Consider the following 26,443-nt stretch of genomic DNA (forward strand, 5'->3'; position numbering starts at 1 on the left):
CGATGAGCAATGTCTACTGGCCGCTGTACGAAGTGTTCGTACGCAGCAAACAAGGGTTGTCCCACCGCCATGTGGGAAGTCTTCATGCCGCCGACGATCGCATGGCGCTGGAAAATGCGCGTGATGCCTATACCCGTCGCAGTGAAGGCTGCTCTATCTGGGTGGTGAAGGCGAGCGAGATTGTCGCCTCTCAGCCGGAAGAGAGCGGCGAGTTCTTCGACCCGGCGGAAAGTAAGGTTTACCGCCATCCTACGTTTTACACCATCCCTGATGGCATCGAGCACATGTGAGGTCAGGGATGAAAACATTATCCGCATATGCCCTGCGTCTGGGCGACAACGGTCTGGTGCTCTCCCAGCGTCTGGGCGCCTGGTGTGGTCACGCGCCGGAGCTGGAAATCGATCTCGCGCTCGCCAACATCGGTCTCGACTTGCTGGGGCAGGCGCGCAATTTCCTGACCTATGCCGCAGCGCTGGAAGGTCAGGGCGATGAAGACACCCTGGCGTTTGGGCGTGATGAACGCCAGTTTCACAACGTGTTGCTGGTGGAACAGCCTAACGGCAGTTTCGCCGACACGCTTGCGCGCCAGTACTTTATGGATGCCTGGAACGTAGCGCTGTATGAACGCCTGACCCACAGCAGCGACAGCCAGCTTGCCGCCATCGCCGCGAAAGCCATAAAAGAGGCGCGCTACCACCTGCGCTTCAGTCGTGGCTGGCTGGTGCGTCTGGGTGACGGAACGGAAACATCTTCACAGCGTATGCAGCAGGCGGTCGACACCCTGTGGCGGTTTACGGCCGAGCTGTTTGAAGCCGATGACGTCGAGCTGGCGTTGATTGCCTCCGGCGTCGCGGTTGATCCGCGCGAGCTTCGTCAGCCGTGGGAGCAGGAAGTGTTTTCCGGTTTGCAGGAGGCCACCCTGAGCGTGCCGTCGGAAGTGGCGTATCGCACGGGGGGCAAGCGCGGGCTGCATACCGAACATCTCGGCCCAATGCTGGCAGAAATGCAGTATCTCCAGCGTGCCCATCCGGGTCAGCAGTGGTAAGTACGGAGGTTAAGATGCAGCGTTTTGCCGGGATTGCACCCGCGGAGATCCCTCAAATCTGGTCGCTGTTAAGCCAGATCCCGGACCCGGAAGTGCCGGTGTTAACCATCACCGATTTAGGCATGGTGCGTAGCGTATCGGCACAGGGCGAAGGCTGGGTTATTGGCTTTACGCCAACCTATTCAGGCTGCCCGGCGACGGAACATTTGCTTGGCGCGATTCGCGAGGCGATGACCGCACACGGCTTTACGCCAGTGCATATTGTGCTTCAGCTCGAACCGGCCTGGACCACCGACTGGATGACGGCGGATGCGCGTGAACGCCTGCGCGCATATGGCATCAGCCCACCGGTGGGCCACAGCTGCCACGCGCATGCCCCGGCCGAGGTGAGTTGCCCACGCTGTGCCAGCACACATACCTCGCTTATCAGTGAATTTGGTTCGACGGCCTGCAAAGCGCTTTATCGCTGCAACGACTGCCGTGAGCCTTTCGACTATTTCAAATGTATTTGAGGTTGCCATGACAACGTTTCATTCATTAACAGTGGCAAAAGTGGAACCCGAAACCCGCGATGCGGTGACCATCACTTTCGCGGTACCGCAGGCGTTGCAGGATGCCTATCGCTTTCGTCCCGGACAACACCTGACCCTGAAAGCGAAGCTGGGAGAGGATGAGCTGCGCCGCTGTTACTCCATCTGCCGCAGTACCGCGCCGGGTGAGATCAGCGTAGCGGTGAAAGCCATCGAGGGCGGACGTTTTTCCCGCTATGCCCGGGATGAGATCAAACAGGGCATGGCGCTGGAGGTCATGGTGCCGCAGGGCCAGTTTGGTTACCAGCCGCGCGCCGACCGGGAAGGGCACTATCTGGCCATTGCCGCGGGTTCAGGCATTACCCCAATGCTGGCCATCTTGTCCGCCACGCTCGCCACCGAGCCGAACAGTCATTTCACCCTGATCTACGGCAACCGCAGCAGCCAGAGCATGATGTTTCGCGAGGCGCTTGCCGATCTGAAAGACAAATACCCGCAGCGTCTGCAGCTGGTCGCCATCTTCAGCCAGGAGGTGCTCGACAGCGATCTGCTGCATGGACGTATCGACAGTGAGAAGCTGCAGGCGCTGGCGAAAACCCTGATCAACTTCCGCCAGTACGACGAAGCCTTTATTTGTGGCCCGTCCGCCATGATGGACGACGCGGAAGCGGCGCTGAAAGCGCTGGGGATGCCAGAGAAATCGATCCACCTTGAGCGTTTTAATACGCCAGGCTCGACCGTCAAACGCACGGTCAGCGTGCAGGCTGAAGGGCAGAAAGTCACCGTGCGTCAGGACGGTCGCGACCGGGAAATTACCCTCACGGCAAACGATGAAAGCATTCTTGATGCCGCCCTGCGTCAGGGCGCCGACCTGCCGTATGCCTGCAAGGGCGGCGTATGCGCGACCTGCAAATGCAAAGTGCTGCGTGGCAAAGTTGATATGGCGACGAACTACAGCCTTGAGCCGGACGAACTGGCGGCCGGGTATGTGCTGAGCTGTCAGTCGCTGCCGTTAACCGCTGACGTGATCGTCGATTTTGACTCCAGGGGGATGGCATGAGCGAACTGATGGTCACCCGTCATGGTCGTGTCCTGCAGCTGACGCTTAACCGTCCGGCGGCACGCAACGCGCTGAATAACGCCCTGTTAGAGCAGATTGCTGACGCGCTCGACGCCGCTGCGGCCGATCGCGATCTCTCCGTTTGCGTGATTTACGGCAACGCACGCTGCTTTGCTGCCGGCGCAGATCTCAACGAAATGGCGGAGAAAGACCTGCCTGCCACCCTGAACGATATCCGTCCCCAGCTGTGGGCCCGGATCAACGCCTTCAACAAACCCCTGATTGCCGCCGTCAACGGCTTCGCGCTGGGCGCGGGCTGCGAGCTTGCGCTGCTGTGCGACGTGGTGATTGCCGGGGATAACGCCCGTTTTGGTCTGCCGGAAATTACGCTCGGGATCATGCCCGGGGCGGGCGGTACGCAGCGCCTGATTCGTAGCGTGGGCAAATCGCTGGCCAGCAAAATGGTGCTGACCGGGGAGAGCATTACCGCGCAGCAGGCGCAGCGCGCCGGGCTGGTCAGCGATGTGTTCCCGGCTTCATTGACGCTGGAATATGCCCTGAAACAGGCGGCGCTGATGGCTCGACACTCACCGCTGGCGCTCCAGGCGGCAAAGCAGGCGCTGCGCCAGTCTCAGGAGGTTTCCCTGCAGGCCGGACTGGTCCAGGAGCGACAGCTGTTTACGCTGCTTTCAGCGACCGAAGACCGGCGAGAAGGCATCGACGCATTCTTACAGAAACGTACCCCCGACTTTAAAGGACGCTAATCGTGGAATTTATTCTCAGTCATGTAGAACAAGGCGTGATGACCCTGACGCTGAACCGTCCGGAGCGTCTGAACAGCTTTAACGACGTGATGCATCAGCAACTCGCTGAGTGCCTGAAGCAGGCCGAGCGCGATGACACCATCCGCTGTCTGCTTATTACCGGGGCGGGGCGCGGCTTCTGCGCGGGTCAGGATCTTAATGACCGCAACGTCGATCCTAACGGTCCGGCGCCGGATCTGGGAATGTCCGTGGAGACGTTCTACAACCCACTGGTTCGCCGTCTTGCGACGTTGCCGAAACCGGTGATTTGCGCGGTCAACGGCGTGGCCGCCGGGGCCGGGGCCACGCTGGCACTGGGGTGTGACATGGTCATTGCCGCCCGTTCTGCCACCTTTGTGATGGCCTTCAGCAAGCTCGGATTAGTGCCGGACTGCGGGGGAACATGGTTCCTGCCGCGCGTCGCCGGGCGCGCCCGCGCAATGGGGCTGACGTTGCTCGGAGACAAACTCAGCGCCGAACAGGCACACGCCTGGGGGATGATCTGGCAGGTGGTGGATGACGAACACCTCTCCGCCACGGCCCAGCAGATGGCGCTGCACTTTGCTTCTCAGCCCACCTTTGGTCTGGGGCTGATTAAGCAGGCGATTAACGCGGCAGAGACCAACACCCTCGACGCCCAGCTTGACCTGGAGCGCGATTATCAACGTCTGGCCGGTCGCAGCGACGACTACCGGGAAGGGGTCAGCGCCTTCCTTGCCAAACGTGCACCGACATTCACGGGGAAATAAGATGGCGATCACGGTTCGTACTGTCGCCGTCATTGGAAGCGGCACGATGGGCGCGGGAATTGCGGAGGTCGCGGCGAGTCATGGGCATCAGGTTCTGATGTATGACATTGCTTCAGACGCGATTTCACGCGCGATTGACGGGATCCGCCAGCGTCTCGCCTCCCGGGTGACTCGCGGAAAACTTTCCGCCGATGCTGGCAGCCAGATTCTTGCCAGGCTGCTGCCGGTAACGGATATCGAAGCGCTTGCCGCGGCAGATCTGGTGATTGAAGCCGCTTCTGAGCGTATCGACGTCAAAAAAGCGCTGTTTGCGCAACTGGCTCAGATTTGCCCGCCGCAGACCTTGCTGACCAGCAATACCTCCTCCATTTCTGTTACGGCGATTGCGGCGGATGTTCACCATCCGGAGCGCGTCGCGGGGCTGCATTTCTTTAATCCTGCACCGGTCATGAAGCTGGTCGAGGTGGTGAGCGGGCTGGCGACATCGCCCGAAGTGGCCGATGCGCTGTGCGAGCTGGCGCTGAACTGGGGGAAACAGCCCGTTCGCTGTCAGTCAACGCCAGGGTTCATCGTCAACCGCGTTGCGCGTCCGTTCTATTCTGAAGCCTGGCGCGCCCTGGAAGAGCAGGTCGCCGCGCCAGAAGTGATTGATGCCGCCCTGCGCGACGGCGGCGGTTTCCCGATGGGACCGCTGGAGCTGACCGACATGATTGGTCAGGACGTCAACTTTGCGGTGACCTGTTCCGTGTTCAATGCTTTCTGGCAGGAACGTCGTTTCCTGCCGTCGCTGGTGCAGCAGGAACTGGTGCTGGCGGGGCGACTGGGCAAAAAAAGCGGGAAGGGCGTTTACGACTGGCACGGTGAGAAACCGGCTGTGCCGTGGCTTGACGCAGTAAACGACAGCTTTACCCCCATGCGTGTGCAGCGAAGAGGTGACGGTGTCACGGAAATAGATGAGCTCCTGTTGATTGAAACCCAGGGGGAGACCGCTCAGGCGCTGGCCCGGCGTTTTAACTGTCCGGTCGTGGTGATTGACCGCATCGAACGCGACGTGGCGGTGATCGCAGCCGCATCGGATAACCCGCATACCGCCACGCAAAAAGCCGTCTGGTACCTGCAACAGCAGGGACACCGGGTACTGCGCATTGCCGATTACCCCGGCCTGCTGGTCTGGCGGACGGTGGCGATGATCGCCAACGAAGCGCTGGATGCGCTGCAAAAAGGGGTGGCCAGCGAGAAGGATATCGACACTGCCATGCGCCTCGGCGTGAATTACCCGAACGGGCCCATTGCCTGGGGTGAGCGTCTGGGCTGGCAACGGCTGTTAACGCTGCTTGAAAATTTGCAACGCCATTACGGCGAAGAACGCTATCGCCCTTGTTCACTGCTGCGCCAGCGTGCGCTTCTGGAGAGTAGCTATGAGTCATAACGCCTGGCATAACGCCCGCACCATGTATGAACAGGACGCCTGCGCCCAGGCGCTGGGGATCGACATCATCGACATGGACGATGGCTACGCGGTAGTGACGATGACCATCACCCCGCAGATGCTCAACGGCCACAAAACCTGCCACGGAGGACAGCTGTTTTCACTGGCCGATACCGCTTTTGCCTACGCCTGCAACAGCCAGGGGCTGGCGGCAGTGGCGTCAGGCTGTTCAATCGATTTTCTGCGCCCGGGGTTTACCGGCGACACGCTGACCGCCACCGCGCGGGTTAAGCATCAGGGCAAACTGACCGGCGTGTATGACATTGAAATTCAGAACCAACAACAGAAAACCGTTGCCCTGTTTCGCGGAAAATCTCACCGCATCGGCGGCAGTGTGACAGGAGAAGCCTGATGCGTGACGCTTTTATTTGTGATGGCGTTCGAACCCCGGTGGGGCGCTATGGCGGGGCGCTGGCCAGCGTTCGCGCCGACGATCTCGGCGCGGTGCCGCTGCGTGCGCTGCTGGCCCGTTATCCGCAGCTCGACCTCGAGCGGATTGATGATGTGATCTTCGGCTGCGCCAACCAGGCGGGGGAAGATAACCGCAACGTGGCGCGTATGTCGCTGCTGCTGGCCGGACTGCCTCAGACGGTCTCCGGCACCACGCTGAACCGCCTGTGCGGTTCGGGTCTGGACGCGATTGGCTTTGCCGCACGGGCAATCAGGGCGGGCGATGGCGACATGCTGCTTGCAGGCGGCGTCGAATCAATGTCCCGGGCGCCGTTTGTGATGGGTAAAGCCACGGCGGCGTTCCAGCGTCAGGCGGAGATTTTCGACACCACACTCGGCTGGCGATTTGTGAATCCGCTCATGCATCAGCAATTCGGAACTGACAGCATGCCGGAAACGGCAGAGAATGTAGCTGAATTGTTAAATATCAGCCGGGCCGATCAGGATGCTTTCGCGCTGCGTAGCCAGCAGCGTACTGCTCAGGCGCAGCAGAACGGCATTCTGGCGCAGGAGATTGTGCCGGTGCAGGTGCCCGGCAAAAAAGGAACGGTTACGGAAGTTTCGGTAGATGAGCATCCCCGTGCTGATACCACGCTTGAACAACTTGCCGCGCTGAAAACACCGTTTCGCAAGAACGGTGTCGTGACGGCGGGTAACGCCTCCGGTGTAAACGATGGCGCTGCGGCGCTGATTATCGCCAGCGAGTCGATGGCGCACGCGCAAGGGCTTGTCCCGCGCACGCGGATCGTGGCGATGGCTACCGCTGGCGTGGAACCACGTCTGATGGGCTTAGGACCAGTGCCAGCCACCCGCAAAGTGCTGGAGCGTGCCGGGCTCAGCATCAACGATATGGACGTGATTGAGCTTAACGAAGCTTTCGCTTCTCAGGCGCTGGGCGTGTTACGTCAGCTGGGATTGCCGGATGACGCTGAACACGTCAACCCGAACGGAGGGGCCATTGCGTTGGGCCACCCGCTGGGCATGAGCGGTGCCAGGCTGGCGCTGGCCGCGAGCAATGAATTGCATCGACGCAACGGGCGCTATGCGCTGTGTACGATGTGCATCGGTGTGGGTCAGGGCATTGCCATGATCCTTGAGCGTGTTTGAGCGAATAACAGTGTGAGTACCCTACAATGACAAATACAACAAAGCTTGATCCGATCGAAACGGCCTCCATTGACGAATTACAGGCGCTGCAAACCGAGCGTCTGAAATGGACGCTGCATCACGCCTATAACAACGTTCCGATGTACAAACGCAAGTTTGACGCCGCGGGCGTTCACCCTGACGATTTTAAAACGCTGGAAGACATCCGTAAGTTTCCGTGTACCACCAAGCAGGACCTGCGTGATAACTATCCGTTCGATACCTTTGCCGTACCGATGGAGCAGGTGGTGCGTATTCACGCCTCTTCCGGCACCACCGGAAAGCCAACCGTCGTCGGTTATACCCAGCATGACATCGACAACTGGGCCAACCTGGTGGCCCGTTCTCTGCGCGCCGCGGGCGGCAGTGCGAAAGACAAAATTCATGTGGCCTATGGGTATGGCCTGTTTACCGGTGGGCTGGGCGCGCACTATGGCGCAGAGCGTTTAGGGGCGACCGTTATCCCGATGTCCGGCGGCCAGACGGAGAAACAGGCGCAGCTGATCCGCGATTTCAAGCCGGATATGATCATGGTGACGCCATCCTACTGCCTTAATCTGATCGAAGAGCTGGAGCGTCAGATGGGAGGCGATGCCAGCGCCTGCTCCCTGCGTGTGGGGGTGTTTGGCGCAGAGCCGTGGACGCAGGCCATGCGCCGCGAAATCGAGAAACGTCTGGGGATCACCGCGCTGGATATCTATGGGCTTTCTGAGGTCATGGGGCCAGGCGTGGCGATGGAGTGTATCGAAACCGCCGACGGTCCGACCATCTGGGAAGATCATTTCTATCCGGAGATCGTCAACCCGAACGACGGCACGCCGCTTAATGATGGCGAGCAGGGCGAACTGCTGTTCACCACGCTGACCAAGGAGGCGCTGCCGGTTATTCGTTATCGCACCCGCGACCTGACGCGCCTGCTGCCCGGCACAGCCCGTACCATGCGTCGTATGGACAGGATCAGCGGTCGCAGTGACGATATGCTCATCATCCGCGGCGTCAACGTCTTCCCGTCCCAGCTGGAAGAGGAGATCGTGAAGTTCGAACACCTCTCCCCGCACTACCAGCTGGAGGTCAACCGCCGCGGTCATCTTGATTCACTTTCCGTGAAGGTGGAGCTCAAAGAGAGCAGTCTGACCCTGACCCACGAGCAGCGCTGCCAGGTGTGCCATCAGCTGCGCCATCGGATTAAATCGATGGTCGGGATCTCCACCGACGTGATGATTGTCAACTGCGGCAGTATCCCGCGCTCAGAGGGCAAAGCCTGTCGGGTGTTTGATTTGCGTAAAGTTGCGGCTAACGGTTGAGTTTCCCTCACCCCCTCAACCTAACCTTCTCCCCGGAGGGGAGAAGGGACGTTGTCTCCCTCTCCCTTTGGGAGAGGGCCGGGGTGAGGGGAATATGCTATGATTCATCCAGACCAAAAATAACAACAGAATGAATCACATGAATAAACTCGATGCCTTTATCCAGCACGCGGTTAGCTCGGTTCCCGTTAGCGGAACGTCGCTTATCTCCTCATTATACGGTGACGCGCTTTCACATCGCGGCGGCGAGATTTGGCTTGGCAGCCTCGCCGCCTTACTGGAAGGGATGGGATTTGGCGAGCGCTTTGTGCGCACTGCGCTGTTTCGTCTTAACAAAGAGGGCTGGCTGGATGTGTCGCGCATCGGACGACGCAGCTTTTACCGGCTGAGCGACAAAGGGCTGCGTTTGACCCGCCGCGCGGAGAGTAAAATCTACCGGTCTGAACTCCCCGCATGGGACGGCAAGTGGCTGTTGCTTCTCTCGGAAGGCCTGGATAAAACCACCCTTGCTGACGTCAAAAAACAGCTGATCTGGCAGGGTTTTGGCACCCTGGCTCCCAGCCTGATGGCCTCCCCGTCGCAGCATCTGGCGGATGTGCAGTCGCTTTTACACGACGCAGGCGTGGCGGAAAACGTCATCTTCTTCGAGGCCCATTCGCCGCTGGCGCTGTCCCGCGCGGCGCTGCGTGCCCGGGTCGAGGAGTGCTGGCAGTTGACCGAACAGAACGCGATGTACGAGACGTTTATCCACTCGTTCCGTCCTCTTCTGCCGCTGCTGAAAGAGGCCGCGCCGGACGAATTAACGCCGGAACGCTGCTTCCAGATCCAGCTGTTGCTGATCCATTTTTACCGTCGCGTGGTGCTGAAAGACCCGCTGTTGCCGGAGGAGTTATTGCCTGCACACTGGGCCGGACAAAGTGCGCGACAGCTGTGCATTAATATTTATCAGCGTGTGGCACCGGGGGCGCTGGCGTTTGTCAGCGAGAAAGGTGAAACCTCCGTCGGCGAACTGCCTGTGCCCGGCACGCTCTACTATCAACGCTTTGGTGGTCTTACTATCGTATAAGGAGTGGAGATGCCCGTTTATCAAATTGACGGTCTGACGCCGGTGGTGCCTGATGAGAGCTACGTTCACCCGACGGCAGTGCTCATCGGCGACGTGATCCTGGGCAAAGGCGTGTATGTTGGCCCGAATGCCAGCCTGCGCGGCGATTTTGGCCGGATTGTGGTGAAAGACGGCGCGAACATTCAGGATAACTGCGTCATGCACGGTTTCCCGGAGCAGGACACGGTGGTGGAAGAGGACGGACATATCGGCCACAGCGCGATTCTGCACGGCTGTATTATCCGCCGTAACGCTCTGGTAGGGATGAACGCAGTGGTCATGGACGGCGCGGTGATTGGCGAAAACAGCATTGTCGGCGCGGCGGCCTTTGTGAAAGCGAAAGCCGAGATGCCCGCCAACCATTTGATCATTGGCAGTCCGGCAAAAGCGATACGTGTGCTGAGCGAGCAGGAAATTGCCTGGAAGAAGCAGGGCACGCGTGAGTATCAGGTGCTGGTGGATCGCTGCAAGCTGACCCTGCATCAGGTCGAACCCCTGCGCGAAGTGGAGCCCGGTCGAAAACGTCTGGAGTTTGACGAGGATCTGCGACCAAAATCGGCGTCATGAAGGGGCGCGCACCTGCGGAAGTAAAGCAGCACATCGAAAAAGGCCCCGTCAGGGGCCTGTGCATGTTTACGCTGGCCTGATGCGTTGCACGAAATCAGAACCGGTATTGCAGACCGGCGGTAACGGTATAGTTTTTGTTGGAAATGCCCGCCGCATCACCGCCAATTGACCCGGATTCGCCCGTGTTAGTATCAATAATCTGCGTGCCGCCTTTGCCCTCTTTGTAACGGCTATACGCGAACTCGGCAAAGACTTTGGCGTGTGGCGTGACGTAATATCCTGCATCCACTGACGCACCATAATAGCGAGAGTCTGAAGTTTTCTCGCGGAAGGTCAGGTCGCGCATATAGTGCTCGTCGTTATCATGAGCGCGCACCCAGTCACTGAATTTAAACAGGCCATTAAATTCGAAATTATTAATACGATACTGCCCCACAAGCCCAATATAAGGCATTGAGAAGCGCTGGCTATAACCAATGCCGCGTTCGCCCGCCGGGAAATTCCCCGTGTTGGTACCGTTATCATAATTATAAGAGCCACCGGTGGCCGTCCAGCTAAAACGGGTTTCCTGATAACCGGCAGTCACGCCCGCTTTATAGCTTTCGCCCTGCAATATCCAGCCTTTTACATTGAGATCGTATTCATTGGCATAATTGACGTTAGTTGCCGGATGCGTCGAATGATCTGTCCAGCTGGATTGTCTTTCGTTCATCCAGTCATAGTCATCCATATGACCCGACCCGGATGCCAGCGAGGTCCAGCCGCGTGCGTTCAGGGTCAGGAAAGGGTACGCATCCCAGGAAATATCGCCTTTCAGGATAGCGACGTTTTTAATTTTCCAGTCCAGCTGGCTGATTTTTCTGCCTGTGACGTCGTCATACACCATTTCATGGGATTTCCCGCTGAGCATCCCGCCCGAGGCTGAAACGGTGACGCTGTCAGGTGAGAAATTCGGCGTAAATTGCGTTTCCCCTGCGTATACTGCGCCTGAAAAGGCGGCCATCATTGTCAGTAAAAGCGTATTTCTTGTCATTTTTATGTCCCTAATTAAAATTTAATAAATACCTTGCAATTAAATTTTAAAAGCCACGCAAATAACAATCAACTGCCAGTTTTAGTCATTATTCGCATTTGTGCTGTATATTCCTTTCACAAGAAACGTCCCTGAACGAGATAATATTGCCGTCCGGCCTCCGACAATTAGCGTGAATATCTTTAGCAGGATATTAATCAAAGTACGGTTTTAAAATGACTTCCGTCCAGTGCATAAAAGCTCTGACACGCTGCGATAAATTACGCCGATGGGCGACCACGAAAGCGGCATTAAGCGGTTCAGGAGGCAAATGGGGAAGCACTTCAACCAGCGCGCCGCGCTGGATATGGGGCGCCAGCGCGGAATACCCGCCCTGAATTAGGCCCAGACCCGCCAGCCCGGCCTCATGATAGGCCGGTACGCTGTTGACCCGCGCGGCGCCGGGTAACATGACGGACCGGTAGCCATCACCGTCCGGGTACTGCCAGCCATCAGGCCGGGCACCAAAATTTCGCATGTAATGCACCATTCGGTGTCCCTGACGAAGCAGGTCGTCGATCGTCTCGGGCACCCCGACGCGCTCCAGGTAGCGTGGGCTGGCGGCGTTAATCATCCGTAGCTGACCGAGCGGTCGGGCAATGAGGGTCTCATCAACAATGGGCCCAAAACGAATGACGCAGTCAAAGCCTTCCTGAACCAGATCGACTCGCCGGTCTGTGCTTGAAAGTTCTATTTCAAGTTCAGGATGCGCGTCCAGCAGTTGTGGCAGGGCGGGAATCACTACGCTTTGGGCCAACACTGCTGGCATATCGACGCGTAAACGTCCCCGCAGTGACATGCCGCCAGGCGCAAACATGGACTGCAGATCTTCTGCATCTGACAACAAATCCCGGGCGCGGGAATAAAAAGCCCGACCGTCTTCGGTCAGCTGTACCGCGCGGGTAGTCCGGTGCAACAGCGTCGTCCCGAGGTCATGCTCAAGCTCACGTACGACCGTTGAAACACGGCCTTTCTTAATGCCCAGGCTCTCCGCCGCCTGAGTAAAGCTCTGCATTTCTGCGACGCGCGCAAAAATAGTCAGTGCATGCAGGTTTTTCATTGTTCACCTTCCGGGTAACAGTGCGTTATTTTTTGGGTGATTTATTCCCTTATTGATGACTAATAGAGTGTCTTCATACCGCGTAACGCTGTCAAACAGGTTGATGCGTTTTACACCACCGGCAACAGTCCTCAGGAAGGATAAAGAAGATGAATAAAGGTTATTTAATCGCCCACGTGACCGTCACAGATCCTGCTGCCTATGCAGAATATGCGAACGCTGCCGGGGAAGCGCTGCAGGGGTTCAACCCCCGGGTCATCGTCTGGTCAGGGGAATATGAAAATCTCGAAGGGGAGGCGCATGAACGCCATGTCGTTTTAGAGTTTGATTCGTATGCTGAGGCCAAACGTTTTTATAACAGTCCCGGGTACGTGGCCGCCAGAAAGCTGCGCGCGGGGGCGGCAACCGGGACATTTGTTGTGGTTGAAGGGGCTTAATCCTGCGCCAGCGGCAGGAAGGTGTCAGCAAATATGTCCGGCTCATACCCGGCTGAGGTAAAGAGATGATGACGTGATTCATCAATGGCCTCGCGAAGGCGGGTGATGTCGACCCCCAGCACGTTGCCGTCTTGCTTCACGATTCGTCCGGCAATCATGACGGTATGGATGTTGCTGCGCTCTGCCGCATGGACCACCGTGCCAAATGCATTGCCGGACGGATAGAGGTTGAGATCGCCGGCGTTAATAAGCACCAGGTCGGCCTGTTTGCCCGGCGTCAGGCTGCCGATGCTCTCCTGTAACCCTGCACAGGCCGCACCATCGACGGTGGCTGCTTTCAGGAGCTGTTGGGTATGAAGCGTATTTACGGTGTGCGCTGAACCACAGCAGTGCTGCTGATGCATGCCCATGACGCGCTGGAGGTAAAAAGCCACGCGCATTTCCATAAACATGTCGCCGCTGTACGACGTTTCATTGTCAACGCTGAGGCCGGGGCTGATGCCGTGGCGCAGCGCGGACTGAAGGGCAAACATGCCGTCTTCAATCCCATAGTGCGCATCGGAACGGGGGCAGACGTTCACGCGTACGCCCGCGTCCCGCAGGATTTTCCATCCGTCGTCCGGCAGTGCGGTGCAGTGATTAAAAATATTGTCCGGTCCCAGAAGCCCCTGCTGATGCAGCGCCTCAAGCTGCGACGCCATTTCACCCCCAAAGAATTCGGTCACGATTGGCAACCCCAGCCTGCGGGCCTCCAGCCATCTCTCCGGTTCCAGCTGGGCCATGACCGCCAGCGAAACAAGACTTTCAGGGTTATTCTGGAAATACTTTTCTTGCAGGCGCTGCCAGTTACCGGGCCAGTGCGCGCGATCCCATTCTCCGGACACCGGTGCACCGGAAGCGTGTACGGCGCGGATCCCCGCATCCAGCAGGGCCTCAACGGCCGCGTCCGAATGCGCAGCGGTGCGGCTGTTATGGGAATTATCAATCACCGTAGTGATACCGGCATCAATACACCCCAGGGCGGTGAGCAGGTTGCCGATATAAATATCGGCAGGGCGATAATACCTGGCGAATGAGAAGTGCGTGGCGTTGCAGTAATCTTCAAGCGTTTTGGCGTCGGGGTTAATGCGGCGCAGTTGTCCCTCCCAGGCATGGCGATGGGTATCTACCAGGCCCGGCATGGCAATCATATGTGTGGCATCTATTATGCTGGCGCCTTCTGCTGCCAGATTTTCACCAATGGCGACGATCTTTGCGCCTTCGATAAGGATATCGCCGCGCTCAAGATTACCCACCCTGTCATCCATGCTGAGCAAGGTTGCGCCCTTAATCAACGTGGCGGGTGGGGTTATGCTCTGATTGTTAATCATATTTCTCAGGTAATCGCTCATCTTCTTGTCCTTTGTCTCTTCATGGGTGAGAAATTACGCCACCCGATTACGGCGAAAAAGATGCTTAACGTGTTTTCATTATTCATAATCTACGAAGAATAATGTGAGCGACGGTCGGGGGAGAAAAAATGGATCGTATTCAGGCAATGCAGATCTTCATGCGGGTAGCGCAGGCCGGAAGCTTTGTCCGCGCAGCCGAAACGCTTTCTCTGCCTTCGTCAACGGTCACCAGCAGCATAAAAAATCTGGAGAATTACCTCCAGGTGCGCCTGCTTAACAGAACGACAAGGCGGGTGAGCCTCACCGCTGAAGGTGTGCAGTATCTGGCGCAATGCCAGGAAATACTGGCGCTAATCGATCATGCCGAAACGAGCCTGACGGCGTCAGTCCGGCGCCCGCAGGGACGCTTGCGGGTGGATATGCCGGGCGGGATCGCGGATTTCATCGTGATGCCTCACCTGAAAGATTTTTACCGGCTTTATCCGGATATCTACCTGATGTTGGGCGTCAACGATCGGCAGGTTGATCTGGTGCAGGAGGGGGTGGACTGTGTGATCCGAACGGGGGATCTGAATAACTCGACTCTTGTTGCCCGTCCTCTGGGCCGGTTTCGCTGGGTGACCTGTGCCTCACCGGACTATCTCAGGAAGTTCGGTACTCCCCGCTCGCCAGACGACTTATCACAGCATCGGGCGATACACTATTTTTCCGATCAGACCCGACGGGCGGATGCGTTACGCTTTGTCCGCGGGACAGAGACCGTCTCCATCCCTGTCCGCGGCGAAGCGGCCGTAAATGCCACCGGGCTTTATATCAACATGTGCCTTGAAGGTTTCGGGCTGGCGCAGCTGGCTGAGAGTATTGTCTCAGCGCATCTGCGGGAGGGAAGGCTGGTTGAGGTTCTGGCTGACTGGCAACCGCCTTCGGTGCCCGTCACGTTGCTTTATCCCCATCAGCGCTTTCTCTCTCCCGCAGTGCGTGCCTTTGCAGACTGGATTGCCGGGCTTATCCCGGACGCCAGCCCGGCACCGTCAGGCGGCGGGTTTGATCCGAAACCAGATCGCATACATCGCAGGCAGGAAGACGAGGGTAATAATGGTTCCCCCTAGCGTTCCGCCAATCAGCGTGTAGGCCAGCGTTCCCCAGAACACGGAGTGCGTCAGGGGAATGAACGCCAGCACGGCGGCCATGGCCGTCAGTAAGACCGGCCTCGCGCGCTGTACGGTCGCCTCAACCACGGCGTGGAACGGATCGAGACCGTCCTTCTGGTTGTGATCGATTTGACCAATGAGTATCAGCGTATTTCGCATCAGGATCCCCGAAAGCGCGATCAGGCCGACGAGGGCATTGATGCCAAACGGCTGATTGAAAAGCAGCAGCGTAGGAACCACACCAATAAGCCCCAGCGGTGCGGTCAGGAATACCATGACCATGGCCGAGAGTGAACGCACCTGCAGAATGATTATCAGCAGCGTCAGGGCAATCATGATGGGGAACAGCGGAGCCATGGCCTGGGTGGCTTTGCCGGATTCCTCAATCGATCCCGCCATTTCGATGCGATAGCCAGGTGGAAGCGAATCAATAATGGGTTGCAGCTGTTTCATGATGGCGGTTGACACATCCGGGGGCTGAAGGTTTTCGGCAATGTCTCCCCGCACGGTAATCGTGGGCGTACGATCGCGACGGCGTAACAGCGGATCTTCCATTCGGATCTCAATCTCCCCGATTTGTGACAGCGGAACGCGTTGTCCGGCGTTACCCACCAGGGTAAAGCCCTCTATCTTCGCCGGATCAAGGCGGATATCACCCGCGGCGCGGCCCGTAACCTGTACCGAGCGAATATCTTCCCGCACGGAGGTGATGGGAACGCCCGACAGCAGGAACTGAAGTTGCTGGGCAACGGCGTTCGACGTTAAACCGGTAGCCTGCAGGCGGTTCTGATCGAGGGTGAAATGCAGGGTCGGTACGCGTGAACCCCAGTCGGTATTGACGGTTCTCATCATCGGGCTGGCCTGCAGCACACCTTTAACGTTATCTGCAATGTCACGCAGTTTATTGACATCCGGTCCCATTACTCGCCAGGCGACCGGGAAGGGAGAATAAGGCCCGAACACCAGCTGCGTGACCCGCACGCGTGCCTCCGGAGCCAGCCCGCGGGCTACCGCTTCGCGAAGGCGGAACTTAAGCGCCTCGCGTGACTTCTCGCTGTCCGTCATGACGACAACTTTCGCGAAAGAGGGATCGGGCAACTCAGGGGCCATCGCCAGATAAAAACGCGGCGAACCCTGGCCAATGTAGGCGGTGACGATGCTTGCTTCAGGCTGTTTGCGCAGCCACGCTTCGATTTTCGCGGTGGCGGCGCTGGTTTGCTCAATCGATGTGCCATACGGCATCTGCACTTCCACCAGCACCTCGGGGCGGTCGGACGTCGGGAAAAACTGTTTCTTAACCAGCCCCATCCCCAGTACTGCGAGGGTGAAGATGGCCACGACGGACGCGGCGACGATCCATTTTCGGGCGATCACGCGGCTCAGGGTATGACGAAAACGGTTATAGCGCGGGGTGTCATAGATGGCGGCATGACCACCTTCGACTTTTGCGATGTCCGGCAGAATTTTGACGCCCAGATAAGGGGTGAACACCACCGCCACAAACCACGAAGCTATCAGGGCGAGGCCGACTACCCAGAACATATTGCTGGTGTACTCCCCGGCGGTTGACTGCGCAAAACCATTCGGCATAAACCCGATGGCTGTCACCAGGGTTCCGGCCAGCATTGGCGCGGCGGTATGGCTCCAGGCGTAGGCGGAGGCTTTGATTCTGTCGTAGCCTTCCTCCATTTTTACCACCATCATTTCGATGGCGATAATCGCATCATCAACCAGTAAGCCGAGGGCGAGAATAAGGGAGCCCAGGGTAACGCGGTCGAAGTTTATACCGGAGGCTTCCATCACGACAAAAACGACCGCCAGCGTCAGCGGCACTGCCGCCGCGACAACGATGCCCACGCGCCACCCCATACTGACAAAACACACCACCATCACCACCAGCAGGGCGACGAAGAACTTGATCATGAACTCATCGACCGACGAGCGGATATTCACCGACTGATCGGTGACTTTCGTCAGGGTCATCCCCAGAGGCATATGGGCATTGATGTTTGCCGTTTCAGCATCCAGCGCTTTACCCAGCGCCAGGCCGTTCCAGCCTTCACGCATGACAATACCGAGCAGGAGGGTGGGTTCTTGCTGGTTACGGATCTGCAGGGTCGGTGGGTCCTCATAGCCCCGTTCAACCGTTGCCACGTCGGACAGCCGGAGCGTTTTGCCCTGCGCGATAAGGGGCGTATCGCGGATCTTCTGCAATTTATCGAAAGCGCCGTCGAGGCGGATAAAGATTTGCGCCCCGCGCGTTTCAATCGAGCCCGCCGCGGTTAATGCGTTCTGGCTGTTGAGCGTGGTGAAAATATCCTGCGGCGAGAGTCCCAGTGTTGCCAGACGGTCATGCGAGAAGGAGATGTAAATCCGCTCGGCCTGTTCCCCGATGATGTTCACTTTCTTTACGCCCGGAACGTGCAAAAGCTGCTGGCGCAGGGCTTCGGCGTCACGCACTAACAGACGCTGTGGTTCGCCTTTCGCTTTCAGTGCAAAAAGGGCAAAGGTGACATCGGAAAACTCATCATTGATCATCGGCCCCATGACGCCTGCCGGAAGGTTTTTGGTTTCATCCCCCAGTTTCTTTCGCGCCTGGTAAAACTCTTCCTGAACCTGAGAAGGCGGGGTTTTGTCCTGCAATGACAACGTGATAAACGCCATACCGGGGCGGGTATACGTTTCCGTGCGGTCATACCATTTGAGTTCCTGCAGACGTTTTTCCAGCGGCTCGGCGACCTGATCCTGAATTTCCTGTGCGGTTGCCCCGGGCCAGACGGTGATAACCGTCATTTGCTTAACCGTGAAGGGTGGATCTTCCGCGCGGCCAAGGCCAAAAAACGAGAAAATACCGGCAAGGGTAACCAGAATAATCAAGAACAGCGTGACCGAGCGCTCGCGTACCGCAAGCGCTGACAGGTTGAAACGACCTCCACTCATGGTGTCATCCCCGCCTGAGTGGCATCGCGCTGTTCCGCCAGTCGGACCGCTTCGCCTTCGTGCAGAAGATGGACACCTAACGCAACAATCTTTTCTCCGGGCTGCACGCCGCCGGTTACTCTGGCGATATCATCCCCTACGCTAAGCACCCTGACAGGCTGCCAGACGACTTTTGTCGGCTGAGCGGAAATACGCCAGACGCCAGGCCCTTTCCCCGCATCGTAGAGAGACGCCAGAGGAACCTGCATTACCCGGCTGTCGCCTTTGCCGTGTTCGATGCTCAGCGTCACGGTCGCCCCCAGCGGCGCGTTCGCCAGCGCGCCATCCAGCACGTATCGGGCCTCAAAGGTACGGGTGGTCGCATCGGCTGAATCAGACAGCAGGCGCAGCTTCGCGCTAACGGGCTGCTTTTCGTTACCGTAGAGCGTTGCCAGGGCTGTACTTCCCACGGCAGGGCGCAGGGTTTCCGGCAACTGGACCAGCGCCTCGCGCTGCCCCGCGCGGGCCAGACGGATCACCGCCTGCCCGGCGCTGACCACCTGTCCAGGCTCGGCAAGCGTCTCCATCACCACGCCGTCTGAATCGGCAAGTAGCACGGCATAACCGGTGGCGTTTTGCGCCACGCCTGCCTGTGCCCGGGCAGCACTGAGCTCCGCTCTGGCGCTGTCGGCTGCGGCTTTAATCTGGTCGTATTCCGACGCCGACACTGCACCGGATGCCACAAGGCCGCGATAACGCGCCTCATCGCTGGAGGCTTTACGTGCGCGCGCCTGGGCAGCATCCACCGCTCGCTGCTGGGCCTGCGCCTGTAATTTCAGATCAACAGGATCCAGACGCATTAAAGGCTGGCCCTGCTTAACGGTTTGACCCGTATCGACAAGACGTTCGAGAATTTTGCCCTGCACCCTGAAGCCTAAATCACTTTGCGTTCTTGCCACCACCACGCCGGTAAAGGCGCGTGACGTCTCGTTCGCAGGGATCACGGACGCAGACCTGACAAGCGGTGGCTGTGTGCGCGGATCGTCACTGGCGTGGTTATCGCCGCATGCCACCAGGGCAAACGGCAGGAGGCATACGGCAAGGCGGGCTGAATGAAGCCTGAGCATGGGAACCCTTATTACATTAACAGGACAGTATCCGCATTCTCATTCTAGTGACCAATAAAGTCAATGGTCACTAATCAGGGGGCTAGGCTTCGCAAAATCAGAGAGGAGAGGACAACCGCCGCGGTCGGGGCGGCTTCGAGGTTGTACTGCAGCTGAACAGGGTTAATGAAAGGGCACATCACCATATAGATCGCCAGTGTAGCTTCGTCCAGAGGGGTTTTTCTCTCGAACTCACCGGCTTTTCTGCCCTCGACAACAATGCTCTCAATCAGCTTCAGCAGACGTTCTGAATACCTTTCGGTTGAAGGCCACTTGTCCCGCGCGGCAACGGCGGCAATGTCGTAGAGTTTACGCTCATGGAAAAACAGTTCACTTCCCGCCTCGGTGAGCGCCCTGAACAGACGACGCAGCTTTTCGCTGGCGGATGGCGCATCAGCGATGGCTGCATTGACCGCCGCCATGATCATATCAAGACGGTTCGCGCAGATGACCTCGCCGATTGCCTGCTTGGAATCAAAAAATTTATAGATATAGGCTTTTGAAAAACCGATGGCTTTCGCAAGTTCGGCGACGGTGGTTTTTTCATAGCCATAATGGCCGAAGTGCTCATACGCAGCTTCGACGATTTGCTCTCGGACCGTGTGATCGAGTGGACCACGTGTGGATGGGGTGTTCATGTCTTTAGTCATTATTTCAGCTTAGCGTGACAGGCTCCGATTGACAACGTGTGACCATTTGGTAATTGGGTCACATGGTTGAGTGGGCAGATGGCACATGCACAGTCGTCTGTGGAACCCGAGGGATAATACTCGTTAGCCCTGAGCCGTTAAGACTGCATCATCAACCAGGTCGGCTAAGTGTATCACTGTTTTTCGCGGGATATTGTCAGTCTTTGCGAGAGGTTGCGCGCGTTTCAGTGCAATTGCGCGGCACTGAAACGTCACGCTTTGGCCCGAACGGGATTATGCGTCTGAGCGCGTCCCCTGACCGGCGGGCTTAGGTCGTAATACTTTTTCAGCAATGATCGCCAGACATCGGCGGGTGACAAACCGGTGTAACTGGCCCAGCAGCCAGTTGCCGCAGCCGGGGATCAGCGTATTGCGTTGCGTATCCACGGCCCGTAACGCCAGCGCGACCACGTTCTGCGCTGGCATTCTTTTGCCCACTGACGCTTCCTCGGCGTTCACCACCTCAAAAAAGGCGGTATCCGTTGCGCCGGGGCAAAGCGCCAGCACGCGGATGCCGTGAGCGCGGTATTCTCCCCACAGCGCGTTCGAAAAGGAGAGTAAAAATGCCTTTGTTGCCCCATAAATTGCCATATACGGATCCGGTTGCATGGCAGCGGTCGAGGCCACGTTAATCATCACGCCTGAACCTTTACGCAGCATGGCGGGCAGCAGGGCGTGCGCGAGTGCCACGGGGGCGACGCAGTTGACGTTGATCTCTTCACGCTGGCGCGCCAGAGATAGCTTTTCAAATCGCCCGTAGGTGGCAAATCCCGCGCTATTAATCAAAATATCGGGATAAAGCCGTAACGCTTCCAGCCGTTCCACAATGTGGGTAATGGCCTCAGGCAGCGTTAAGTCCTGCACGATAACGGTGAGTGATACGCCGTGCGTTTTGTGTAGCTCAGCCGCAAGCGCCTGCAGCGTTGCCTCGGAGCGCGCAACCAGGATCAACCCCACGCCACGGGCCGCGAGCTGGCGGGCGAACTCCCGTCCGATGCCCGAGGATGCACCAGTAACCAGTGCTGTTTTTCCTGTATAATCAAAAGAATTCATAACATAAATCCCGTTTTCCCTGTCTGTGCGGCACAGGATAAACCGTGTACTCAGGTACACGGTCAAGCGTGATTTTTACAAGGTGAGAACGACGCGATGAGGATCGGCGAGCTGTGTGCCAGAACGGGGTTATCGAAAGAGACGGTGCGGTATTATGAAAGGGCGGGCTTGCTGGAAAAAATTCCGCAGCCAAACGGCAATAATAACTACAAAGTCTACTCGGCTGTGGATTTACAACGGCTGAAGCTGATCGGGCATGCCAAAATGCTGGGGTTTACCCTGGCTGAAATCGCCGATGTTCTGGCGGTCTGGGTTGATGACCGCTTTACCGCGGAGGAAAAACAGGCCGCTTTGCGGCGCAAACTGGCGCAACTGGCGGAGAAAGAAGCGGCGCTGAATGAACTTCGGACCCGCTTGACCGATGCCCTTCATAAAGTCGGTCAGCCGTGTGTCGATGTATTTTAATCGGCCGACGCGGGCCGTTTAACGCACGCACCCGGCGGCTTCACAACGTCATCAGCTCACCGCGTTCAGTCTTTTTAAGCCAGTCGATAAAAAACTGGCTAAATGCGGTGACCTGAAGCGGCTGGAGTTTCCGTTGCGGGTAGACAAACTGTAGCCCGACATCTTTGCGATCAAACCGGCTAAAGCCGGTGAAGCTCCCGGCAAGCAACACTTTCAACCTACCTTTCTCGACATCGTCCTTCACGTCCCACCACGATTTGCCCGCAATGCCAGCCCCGTCGAGGGCCCACTGACGAAGCAGCGCCCCGTCATCACAGACCATGGCAGGCTCTACGCGAACGACGCGCTCTTTCCCCTCAACCTCAAACCGCCATTCATTCATCACCACCCCTTGCGACTCCAGCGCCAGACAGCGGTGGTCCGTCAACGCGTCACAGGAGGCAGGGATACCCAGGTCGTTAAGATACGCTGCTGACGCGACCAGCACCCGGTGATTGGGACGGATATTTCTGACCACCAGGCTGCTGTCTGGCAGGTTGCCGAAGCGAATGCTCATATCCAGCCGGTTAGCGACCAGATCCTCTACGTGTTCTCTTAAGTAAACGAAAAATTTGATTTCCGGATGCAGGCGGGAAAATGCCATGACGGCGGGGCTGAGATACTGCCTGCCAAAGTCAGAGGGGGCGGAAAGACGAATGTTGCCGCTGAGCACGCCCTCTTTTTGTGCCAGTAACGACTCGGCATGATGCATCTCTTCCAGCACGCGCAGTGCAGCATGGTAAAACTCTTCGCCCGCCCGGGTGAGGGAGATAGCCCGCGTGGAACGGTGAAACAGGCGCGTCTGGTAGCGTTCTTCAATCGCCTTGAGGCGGGCGGTCATGGTGGCCGGGGAAAGAGACAGGCGGCGGCCAGCGGCGGAAAGTCCGCCAGCCTCGGCCACTTCAACCAGCAGCGCCATATCTTCGAGTTTACCCATTATTCATATTTACCGAAAAGTGCATCTGATTTTAGTGTAATTATCAAAATCAGATGCCGCCTGTAAAGTGATTTCATCGTAACCACAAGGGACGTCCAGATGAACCAGACCTCACTTTTTGAACGCTACAGGTTAGGGGATCTCAACCTGAAAAATCACATCGTCATGGCACCAATGACCCGTGCCCGCGCTCTTCAGCCGGGAAATATTCCCTCGACGCTGATGGCTGAATATTACCGACAGCGGGCCAGCGCGGGCTTAATCATCACCGAAGCCACGCAGATTTCGCCTCAGGGCCAGGGCTATTCATGGACTCCGGGGATCCATACGCCAGAGCAGGTTGCGGGATGGCAACTCACGACCGGCGCGGTCCATCAGGCGGGAGGGGTGATTTTTTCCCAGCTCTGGCACGTGGGGCGGATGTCTCATGCCCGTTTTCACGAAGACGGACTGCCCGTCGCGCCCTCCGCGCTGGCACCCGATGCGAAAGTATGGGTGGTGAATGAACATGGCGAAGGTCAAATGGTTGACTGCCCGACGCCACGCGTGCTGTCGCGAAAAGAGATCGCGCTCGTCGTCGAACAGTACCGACAGGCGGCGCTCAATGCCGTTCAGGCCGGGTTTGATGGCGTGGAGGTGCACGGCGGAAACGGCTATCTGATTGATCAGTTCCTGAGAACCACGTCAAACATCCGCACGGATGAGTATGGCGGCAGTCTCGTGAACCGGATCCGCTTCGCACAGGAGGTGCTCGATGCCATTGCGCAGGCCATTGGCGCTGAGCGCACCGGTATCCGGCTTTCGCCGTTTATTACACAGCGGGGAATGAACGATCCGCAGGTCATCGAAGCCATTCTCGCCCTCGCGGCCTGGTGCCAGCAACGAGGCATTGCGTTTATTCACCTGGCGGAAGCCGACTGGGATGATGCGCCACAGGTTCCGGAGAGTTTCCGCAAAAAACTGCGCGAAACATTCCGTGGCACCCTGATCGTGGCAGGAAATTATACCCCCGAAAAGGCGGAAAAAATCCTCGCAGCAGGGTATGCCGATTTAATTGCGTTTGGACGCCCGTTTATTGCCAACCCCGATTTACCACAGCGGCTGGCGCATCACTGGCCGCTGAATGACGTCAGCGATCCCGCCACGCTCTTTGGTGGTACAGCGGTGGGGTATACCGATTACCCCACTTACAACCTGAGTGAGGAAAAATGATGACCGGTAAAACGTTAATTATTGGCGGCGCGTCCGGTATTGGTTTTGCTGTAGCCCGTGCCCTGACAGAGCGCGGCGACGACATTATTCTCGCGGGACGCAATAAAGAGAAGCTGAACGCTGCCCGCGCGCGGCTCAGTCCATCTCCCGCTTCTGTTGAGACCCTCGTCCTCGATATTAGCAATGAAGCAGAGGTGATCGCGTTAAGCGAAACGCTGGGTGAGGTCGACAATATTATTGTCACGGCCGGCTCTCAGGCACCGGGAGGGCCGCTTTCGACCCTCGACCCTGACGCGGCGAGACTGGCTTTTGATACCAAATTTTGGGGCAGCATGTATGTCGCCAGGTATCTGAGCGGGAATATTTCGCCCCGCGGTACGCTGACGCTGACCAGCGGATTTGTTGCACGCCGCGTGGTAGCGGGTGCCATAGTCAAAACCACCATGAACGCCGCCATCGAGGCGGCAACAAAAGTGCTGGCAAAAGAACTTTCACCGCGTCGCGTAAACGTCATCAGCCCGGGTCTGACCGATACCGAAGCCCACGCCGGGATGGATGCGGCTGCGCGGGAAAAAATGCTGACTGTTGCAGCACAGACGTTGCCCGCTAAAGCGTGGGGACGAGCGGAAGACGTTGCTCAGGGCTATCTCTTTGCCATCGATAATGCCTTTGTTACGGGCTCGGTGATTGATATTGAGGGCGGGGCATTACTTAACTGACCCCGCGTTGATCCGAATTGATTCCGGCAGTGAACATGCTGGCGGAAAACGTAATCACAGGTTGTAAGCGTTTATGCAATATTCAACATATGCACGTCCAGCTGTGCTGGCGTTAATTCTGGCTGGCGTATCCGGCGTGGCTTATTCGGCCCAGAGCGACCGGGTGAAACCGAATCTTCTTATCGTGGATAACACGCTGTCGCAAACGCAATTAACGGCGAGCGAACATGCGGCCGTTACATATGCCACGTTCTGGGATACCGGGAAAGAGTCTCTGGCGCGGGAAGCGCTGGCGGTTAATTTTGTGGATAAAACCCCACCGGAAGGCCGTAAACAGGGGCCAGAGGGCGCCATTATGGCCTCGAGGGCATTTCGCACCGCGGTGCCGGATTTACACTGCGAGGTGGAACAAATGATCGTTACGGGTAATCGTGTCGTGTCCCATTTGCATTTCCACGGCCATTTCAGCGGGACATTTGGCAAAATAAAAGGGCAGGGTCAGAACGTTGATTTTATCGCGACGGATATCTATGAGATCGGCAACGGTAAAATAGTTTCCAACTGGCATATTGAAGATAACCTGACGCTGATGAAACAGTTGGGTGTGATTTAAATAATAGTCTGCCTCTTTTTCGTGGTGTAAAAGATAAGCCCGCCCGGGTAACCGAAAGGTTACCCGGAGCGTATAACCCCCCGTAATGGCGAAGCATGATCCTGACGAAACCTACAGCCCCAGGTCGCTCAGTGAAGGGTGGTCATCAGGACGTCTGCCCAGCGGCCAGTGAAACAGGCGCTCAGACGCTTTTATCGGCATATCGTTGATGCAGGCGAAGCGGCGCTTCATCAGACCATCCGGCTCGAATTCCCAGTTTTCATTACCGTAAGAACGATACCAGTTTCCTGAATCATCATGCCATTCATAGGCATAGCGCACGGCGATACGGTTTTCCGTAAATGCCCACAGCTCTTTGATCAGACGATAATCCAGCTCTTTTTTCCATTTGCGCTCCAGGAATGCCTGCGCTTCCTGACGGTTGGTGGCAAACTCCGCGCGGTTTCGCCACTGGGTATCCAGCGAATAGGCAAGTGCGATTTTGGCCGGGTCGCGACTGTTCCAGCCATCTTCTGCCAGTCTGACTTTTTCGATGGCACTTTCACGCGTAAAAGGCGGTAAAGGGGGGCGTGTGTTCATTTCGGCTACCTCTGGTTGGTATTAGGTAGACAGGTCTGTCTACTGGTGTTAATCTAGGCCTGAAAATTAACGCTGTCAACCTGTCAATTGAGGCCGTCGATCTGTGAATACAGTCAACTTGAATAACGATAAAATAATCAGTGTGAGGGAAAAAATATTGCTTACCGCGCACGATCTGTTTTATTCCAGCGGATTTAAAGCAACGGGCGTGGATACCATTATCAAGCAGGCTAGAGTCACTAAAGTGACGTTTTACCGCCATTTTCCTGGGAAAAGGTTACTGATTGTTGCCTATCTCCACTATCGACACGAAATATGGATTGACTGGTTTGAAAGCACGCTGCGTCGACATCTTGCTGCGGGCAAAACCCCGGCCAGTGCATTATCTGACACGCTGTATGAATGGTTTATTTCGCCGTTATTCCATGGGTGCGCCTTTATTAATGCCAGCGCAGAAGCAAAATCTGAAGAAAATGAACGCGAAATAAAAGATATTTGCCGCAATCATAAAACCGAAACAAAGGCAAAAATAGCGTCCCTGACCGGCATAACCGATGAGAAAACCGTTAATGAAATCATGATGCTGATCGACGGCGCGATTATTCATGCGCAAATGGGGATCGCAGCGGATGAGGTCATAAGCTCATTGAAAAAGGGAGTAGAACGGCTGACAGAAAACGCCGCCTGACCCGG

The 26,443-nt window shown here is 57.2% G+C and carries 28 protein-coding genes; 19 read left to right on the forward strand and 9 right to left on the reverse strand.

The features are described 5' to 3' along the window. The first annotated feature begins 2 nt into the window (after window positions 1-2). The 12 genes from paaB (at window position 3) to paaY (ending at window position 10,248) form a co-directional block, all read left to right on the forward strand. Window positions 3-290 (forward strand): 1,2-phenylacetyl-CoA epoxidase subunit PaaB, encoded by a 288-nt coding sequence (gene paaB / locus QRN24_RS03625; RefSeq protein ID WP_003857353.1) that lies wholly within the window; start codon window positions 3-5, stop codon window positions 288-290. 8 nt (window positions 291-298) lie between these two features. Next, a complete protein-coding gene (gene paaC, locus QRN24_RS03630; RefSeq protein ID WP_020884245.1) occupies window positions 299-1,045 on the forward strand; it encodes a 1,2-phenylacetyl-CoA epoxidase subunit PaaC in 747 nt (248 codons plus the stop codon). 14 nt (window positions 1,046-1,059) lie between these two features. Further along, the gene (gene paaD, locus QRN24_RS03635) at window positions 1,060-1,557 is read left to right on the forward strand and encodes a 1,2-phenylacetyl-CoA epoxidase subunit PaaD (RefSeq protein ID WP_020884244.1); all 498 of its coding nucleotides are present in this window, start codon (window positions 1,060-1,062) and stop codon (window positions 1,555-1,557) included. A 7-nt stretch (window positions 1,558-1,564) separates the two neighbouring features. Beyond that, window positions 1,565-2,635 (forward strand): 1,2-phenylacetyl-CoA epoxidase subunit PaaE, encoded by a 1,071-nt coding sequence (paaE, locus tag QRN24_RS03640; RefSeq protein ID WP_040017388.1) that lies wholly within the window; start codon window positions 1,565-1,567, stop codon window positions 2,633-2,635. After that, a complete protein-coding gene (gene paaF, locus QRN24_RS03645; RefSeq protein WP_014169929.1) occupies window positions 2,632-3,399 on the forward strand; it encodes a 2,3-dehydroadipyl-CoA hydratase PaaF in 768 nt (255 codons plus the stop codon). The genes paaE and paaF overlap by 4 nt, the downstream gene beginning before the upstream one ends. Next, the gene (paaG, locus tag QRN24_RS03650) at window positions 3,399-4,187 is read left to right on the forward strand and encodes a 2-(1,2-epoxy-1,2-dihydrophenyl)acetyl-CoA isomerase PaaG (protein WP_284942501.1); all 789 of its coding nucleotides are present in this window, start codon (window positions 3,399-3,401) and stop codon (window positions 4,185-4,187) included. The genes paaF and paaG overlap by 1 nt, the downstream gene beginning before the upstream one ends. 1 nt (window position 4,188) lies before the next feature. Beyond that, window positions 4,189-5,616, forward strand: a complete 1,428-nt coding sequence (paaH, locus tag QRN24_RS03655; protein WP_183516388.1) for a 3-hydroxyacyl-CoA dehydrogenase PaaH — start codon at window positions 4,189-4,191, stop codon at window positions 5,614-5,616. Next, window positions 5,606-6,028, forward strand: a complete 423-nt coding sequence (gene paaI / locus QRN24_RS03660) for a hydroxyphenylacetyl-CoA thioesterase PaaI (protein ID WP_284942349.1) — start codon at window positions 5,606-5,608, stop codon at window positions 6,026-6,028. The genes paaH and paaI overlap by 11 nt, the downstream gene beginning before the upstream one ends. Continuing rightward, a complete protein-coding gene (gene pcaF, locus QRN24_RS03665; protein WP_040017391.1) occupies window positions 6,028-7,233 on the forward strand; it encodes a 3-oxoadipyl-CoA thiolase in 1,206 nt (401 codons plus the stop codon). The genes paaI and pcaF overlap by 1 nt, the downstream gene beginning before the upstream one ends. 26 nt (window positions 7,234-7,259) lie before the next feature. After that, window positions 7,260-8,576, forward strand: coding sequence for a phenylacetate--CoA ligase PaaK (gene paaK, locus QRN24_RS03670; RefSeq protein ID WP_148575735.1), 1,317 nt, complete (start codon window positions 7,260-7,262; stop codon window positions 8,574-8,576). 130 nt (window positions 8,577-8,706) lie between these two features. Beyond that, complete coding sequence (gene paaX, locus QRN24_RS03675; RefSeq protein WP_044867798.1) at window positions 8,707-9,642, forward strand: phenylacetic acid degradation operon negative regulatory protein PaaX; 936 nt, start codon at window positions 8,707-8,709, stop codon at window positions 9,640-9,642. Between the two features lie 9 nt (window positions 9,643-9,651). Beyond that, on the forward strand, window positions 9,652-10,248 hold the full coding sequence (paaY, locus tag QRN24_RS03680; protein WP_020884237.1) for a phenylacetic acid degradation protein PaaY: 597 nt from the start codon (window positions 9,652-9,654) through the stop codon (window positions 10,246-10,248). Window positions 10,249-10,342: 94 nt separating this feature from the next. On the opposite strand, the gene QRN24_RS03685 is transcribed toward paaY, so the two are convergent. After that, on the reverse strand, window positions 10,343-11,281 hold the full coding sequence (locus tag QRN24_RS03685; RefSeq protein ID WP_025204278.1) for an omptin family outer membrane protease: 939 nt from the start codon (window positions 11,279-11,281) through the stop codon (window positions 10,343-10,345). Between the two features lie 193 nt (window positions 11,282-11,474). Next, entirely contained in the window at window positions 11,475-12,380 is a 906-nt protein-coding gene (locus QRN24_RS03690; protein ID WP_014169938.1) for a LysR family transcriptional regulator, read from the reverse strand. Between the two features lie 149 nt (window positions 12,381-12,529). Here QRN24_RS03690 and QRN24_RS03695 point away from each other — a divergent pair, with 149 nt between their 5' ends. Further along, window positions 12,530-12,817 carry a DUF1330 domain-containing protein gene (locus QRN24_RS03695; RefSeq protein ID WP_014169939.1) on the forward strand — a complete coding sequence of 96 codons (288 nt, stop codon included), beginning with the start codon at window positions 12,530-12,532 and terminating at the stop codon, window positions 12,815-12,817. Here QRN24_RS03695 and QRN24_RS03700 read toward each other — a convergent pair. After that, complete coding sequence (locus QRN24_RS03700; protein ID WP_284942350.1) at window positions 12,814-14,208, reverse strand: amidohydrolase family protein; 1,395 nt, start codon at window positions 14,206-14,208, stop codon at window positions 12,814-12,816. The two genes, QRN24_RS03695 and QRN24_RS03700, sit on opposite strands and share 4 nt — an antisense overlap. A gap of 128 nt (window positions 14,209-14,336) precedes the next feature. Here QRN24_RS03700 and QRN24_RS03705 point away from each other — a divergent pair, with 128 nt between their 5' ends. Continuing rightward, window positions 14,337-15,317 (forward strand): LysR family transcriptional regulator, encoded by a 981-nt coding sequence (locus QRN24_RS03705; protein ID WP_151887537.1) that lies wholly within the window; start codon window positions 14,337-14,339, stop codon window positions 15,315-15,317. Here QRN24_RS03705 and QRN24_RS03710 read toward each other — a convergent pair. The 4 genes from QRN24_RS03710 to QRN24_RS03725 all read right to left on the reverse strand — a co-directional run bounded on the left by QRN24_RS03710 (window position 15,240) and on the right by QRN24_RS03725 (window position 21,186). Beyond that, on the reverse strand, window positions 15,240-18,299 hold the full coding sequence (locus QRN24_RS03710) for an efflux RND transporter permease subunit (RefSeq protein WP_284942351.1): 3,060 nt from the start codon (window positions 18,297-18,299) through the stop codon (window positions 15,240-15,242). The genes QRN24_RS03705 and QRN24_RS03710 overlap by 78 nt on opposite strands. Next, window positions 18,296-19,405 (reverse strand): efflux RND transporter periplasmic adaptor subunit, encoded by a 1,110-nt coding sequence (locus QRN24_RS03715; RefSeq protein WP_025204274.1) that lies wholly within the window; start codon window positions 19,403-19,405, stop codon window positions 18,296-18,298. Before QRN24_RS03715 ends, QRN24_RS03710 begins: the two co-directional genes overlap by 4 nt. 74 nt (window positions 19,406-19,479) lie before the next feature. Next, on the reverse strand, window positions 19,480-20,094 hold the full coding sequence (locus QRN24_RS03720; protein ID WP_014169944.1) for a TetR/AcrR family transcriptional regulator: 615 nt from the start codon (window positions 20,092-20,094) through the stop codon (window positions 19,480-19,482). 273 nt (window positions 20,095-20,367) lie between these two features. Continuing rightward, complete coding sequence (locus tag QRN24_RS03725) at window positions 20,368-21,186, reverse strand: SDR family NAD(P)-dependent oxidoreductase (protein ID WP_063924992.1); 819 nt, start codon at window positions 21,184-21,186, stop codon at window positions 20,368-20,370. Between the two features lie 96 nt (window positions 21,187-21,282). Here QRN24_RS03725 and QRN24_RS03730 point away from each other — a divergent pair, with 96 nt between their 5' ends. Then, window positions 21,283-21,651 (forward strand): MerR family transcriptional regulator, encoded by a 369-nt coding sequence (locus QRN24_RS03730; protein ID WP_284942352.1) that lies wholly within the window; start codon window positions 21,283-21,285, stop codon window positions 21,649-21,651. Between the two features lie 40 nt (window positions 21,652-21,691). On the opposite strand, the gene QRN24_RS03735 is transcribed toward QRN24_RS03730, so the two are convergent. Further along, window positions 21,692-22,627: a LysR family transcriptional regulator gene (locus QRN24_RS03735; RefSeq protein WP_284942353.1), complete on the reverse strand. Its 936-nt coding sequence runs from the start codon at window positions 22,625-22,627 to the stop codon at window positions 21,692-21,694. 99 nt (window positions 22,628-22,726) lie between these two features. Here QRN24_RS03735 and QRN24_RS03740 point away from each other — a divergent pair, with 99 nt between their 5' ends. From QRN24_RS03740 to QRN24_RS03750, 3 genes are all read left to right on the forward strand, one after another. After that, window positions 22,727-23,839, forward strand: a complete 1,113-nt coding sequence (locus tag QRN24_RS03740) for an alkene reductase (RefSeq protein ID WP_250368865.1) — start codon at window positions 22,727-22,729, stop codon at window positions 23,837-23,839. Beyond that, complete coding sequence (locus tag QRN24_RS03745; protein WP_284942354.1) at window positions 23,839-24,558, forward strand: SDR family oxidoreductase; 720 nt, start codon at window positions 23,839-23,841, stop codon at window positions 24,556-24,558. Before QRN24_RS03740 ends, QRN24_RS03745 begins: the two co-directional genes overlap by 1 nt. Window positions 24,559-24,631: 73 nt before the next feature. Next, window positions 24,632-25,171 carry an ester cyclase gene (locus QRN24_RS03750; RefSeq protein ID WP_149376570.1) on the forward strand — a complete coding sequence of 180 codons (540 nt, stop codon included), beginning with the start codon at window positions 24,632-24,634 and terminating at the stop codon, window positions 25,169-25,171. 111 nt (window positions 25,172-25,282) lie between these two features. Here the strand turns inward: QRN24_RS03750 and QRN24_RS03755 are convergent, their stop codons facing one another. Then, entirely contained in the window at window positions 25,283-25,750 is a 468-nt protein-coding gene (locus QRN24_RS03755; protein ID WP_014169951.1) for a nuclear transport factor 2 family protein, read from the reverse strand. A gap of 103 nt (window positions 25,751-25,853) precedes the next feature. Between QRN24_RS03755 and QRN24_RS03760 the strand changes: the two genes are divergently transcribed. Further along, complete coding sequence (locus QRN24_RS03760; protein WP_284942355.1) at window positions 25,854-26,438, forward strand: TetR/AcrR family transcriptional regulator; 585 nt, start codon at window positions 25,854-25,856, stop codon at window positions 26,436-26,438. The last annotated feature ends 5 nt before the right edge of the window (window positions 26,439-26,443 follow it).

The organism is Enterobacter sp. MEB024, assembly GCF_030209635.1.
GTDB lineage: Bacteria > Pseudomonadota > Gammaproteobacteria > Enterobacterales > Enterobacteriaceae > Enterobacter > Enterobacter ludwigii.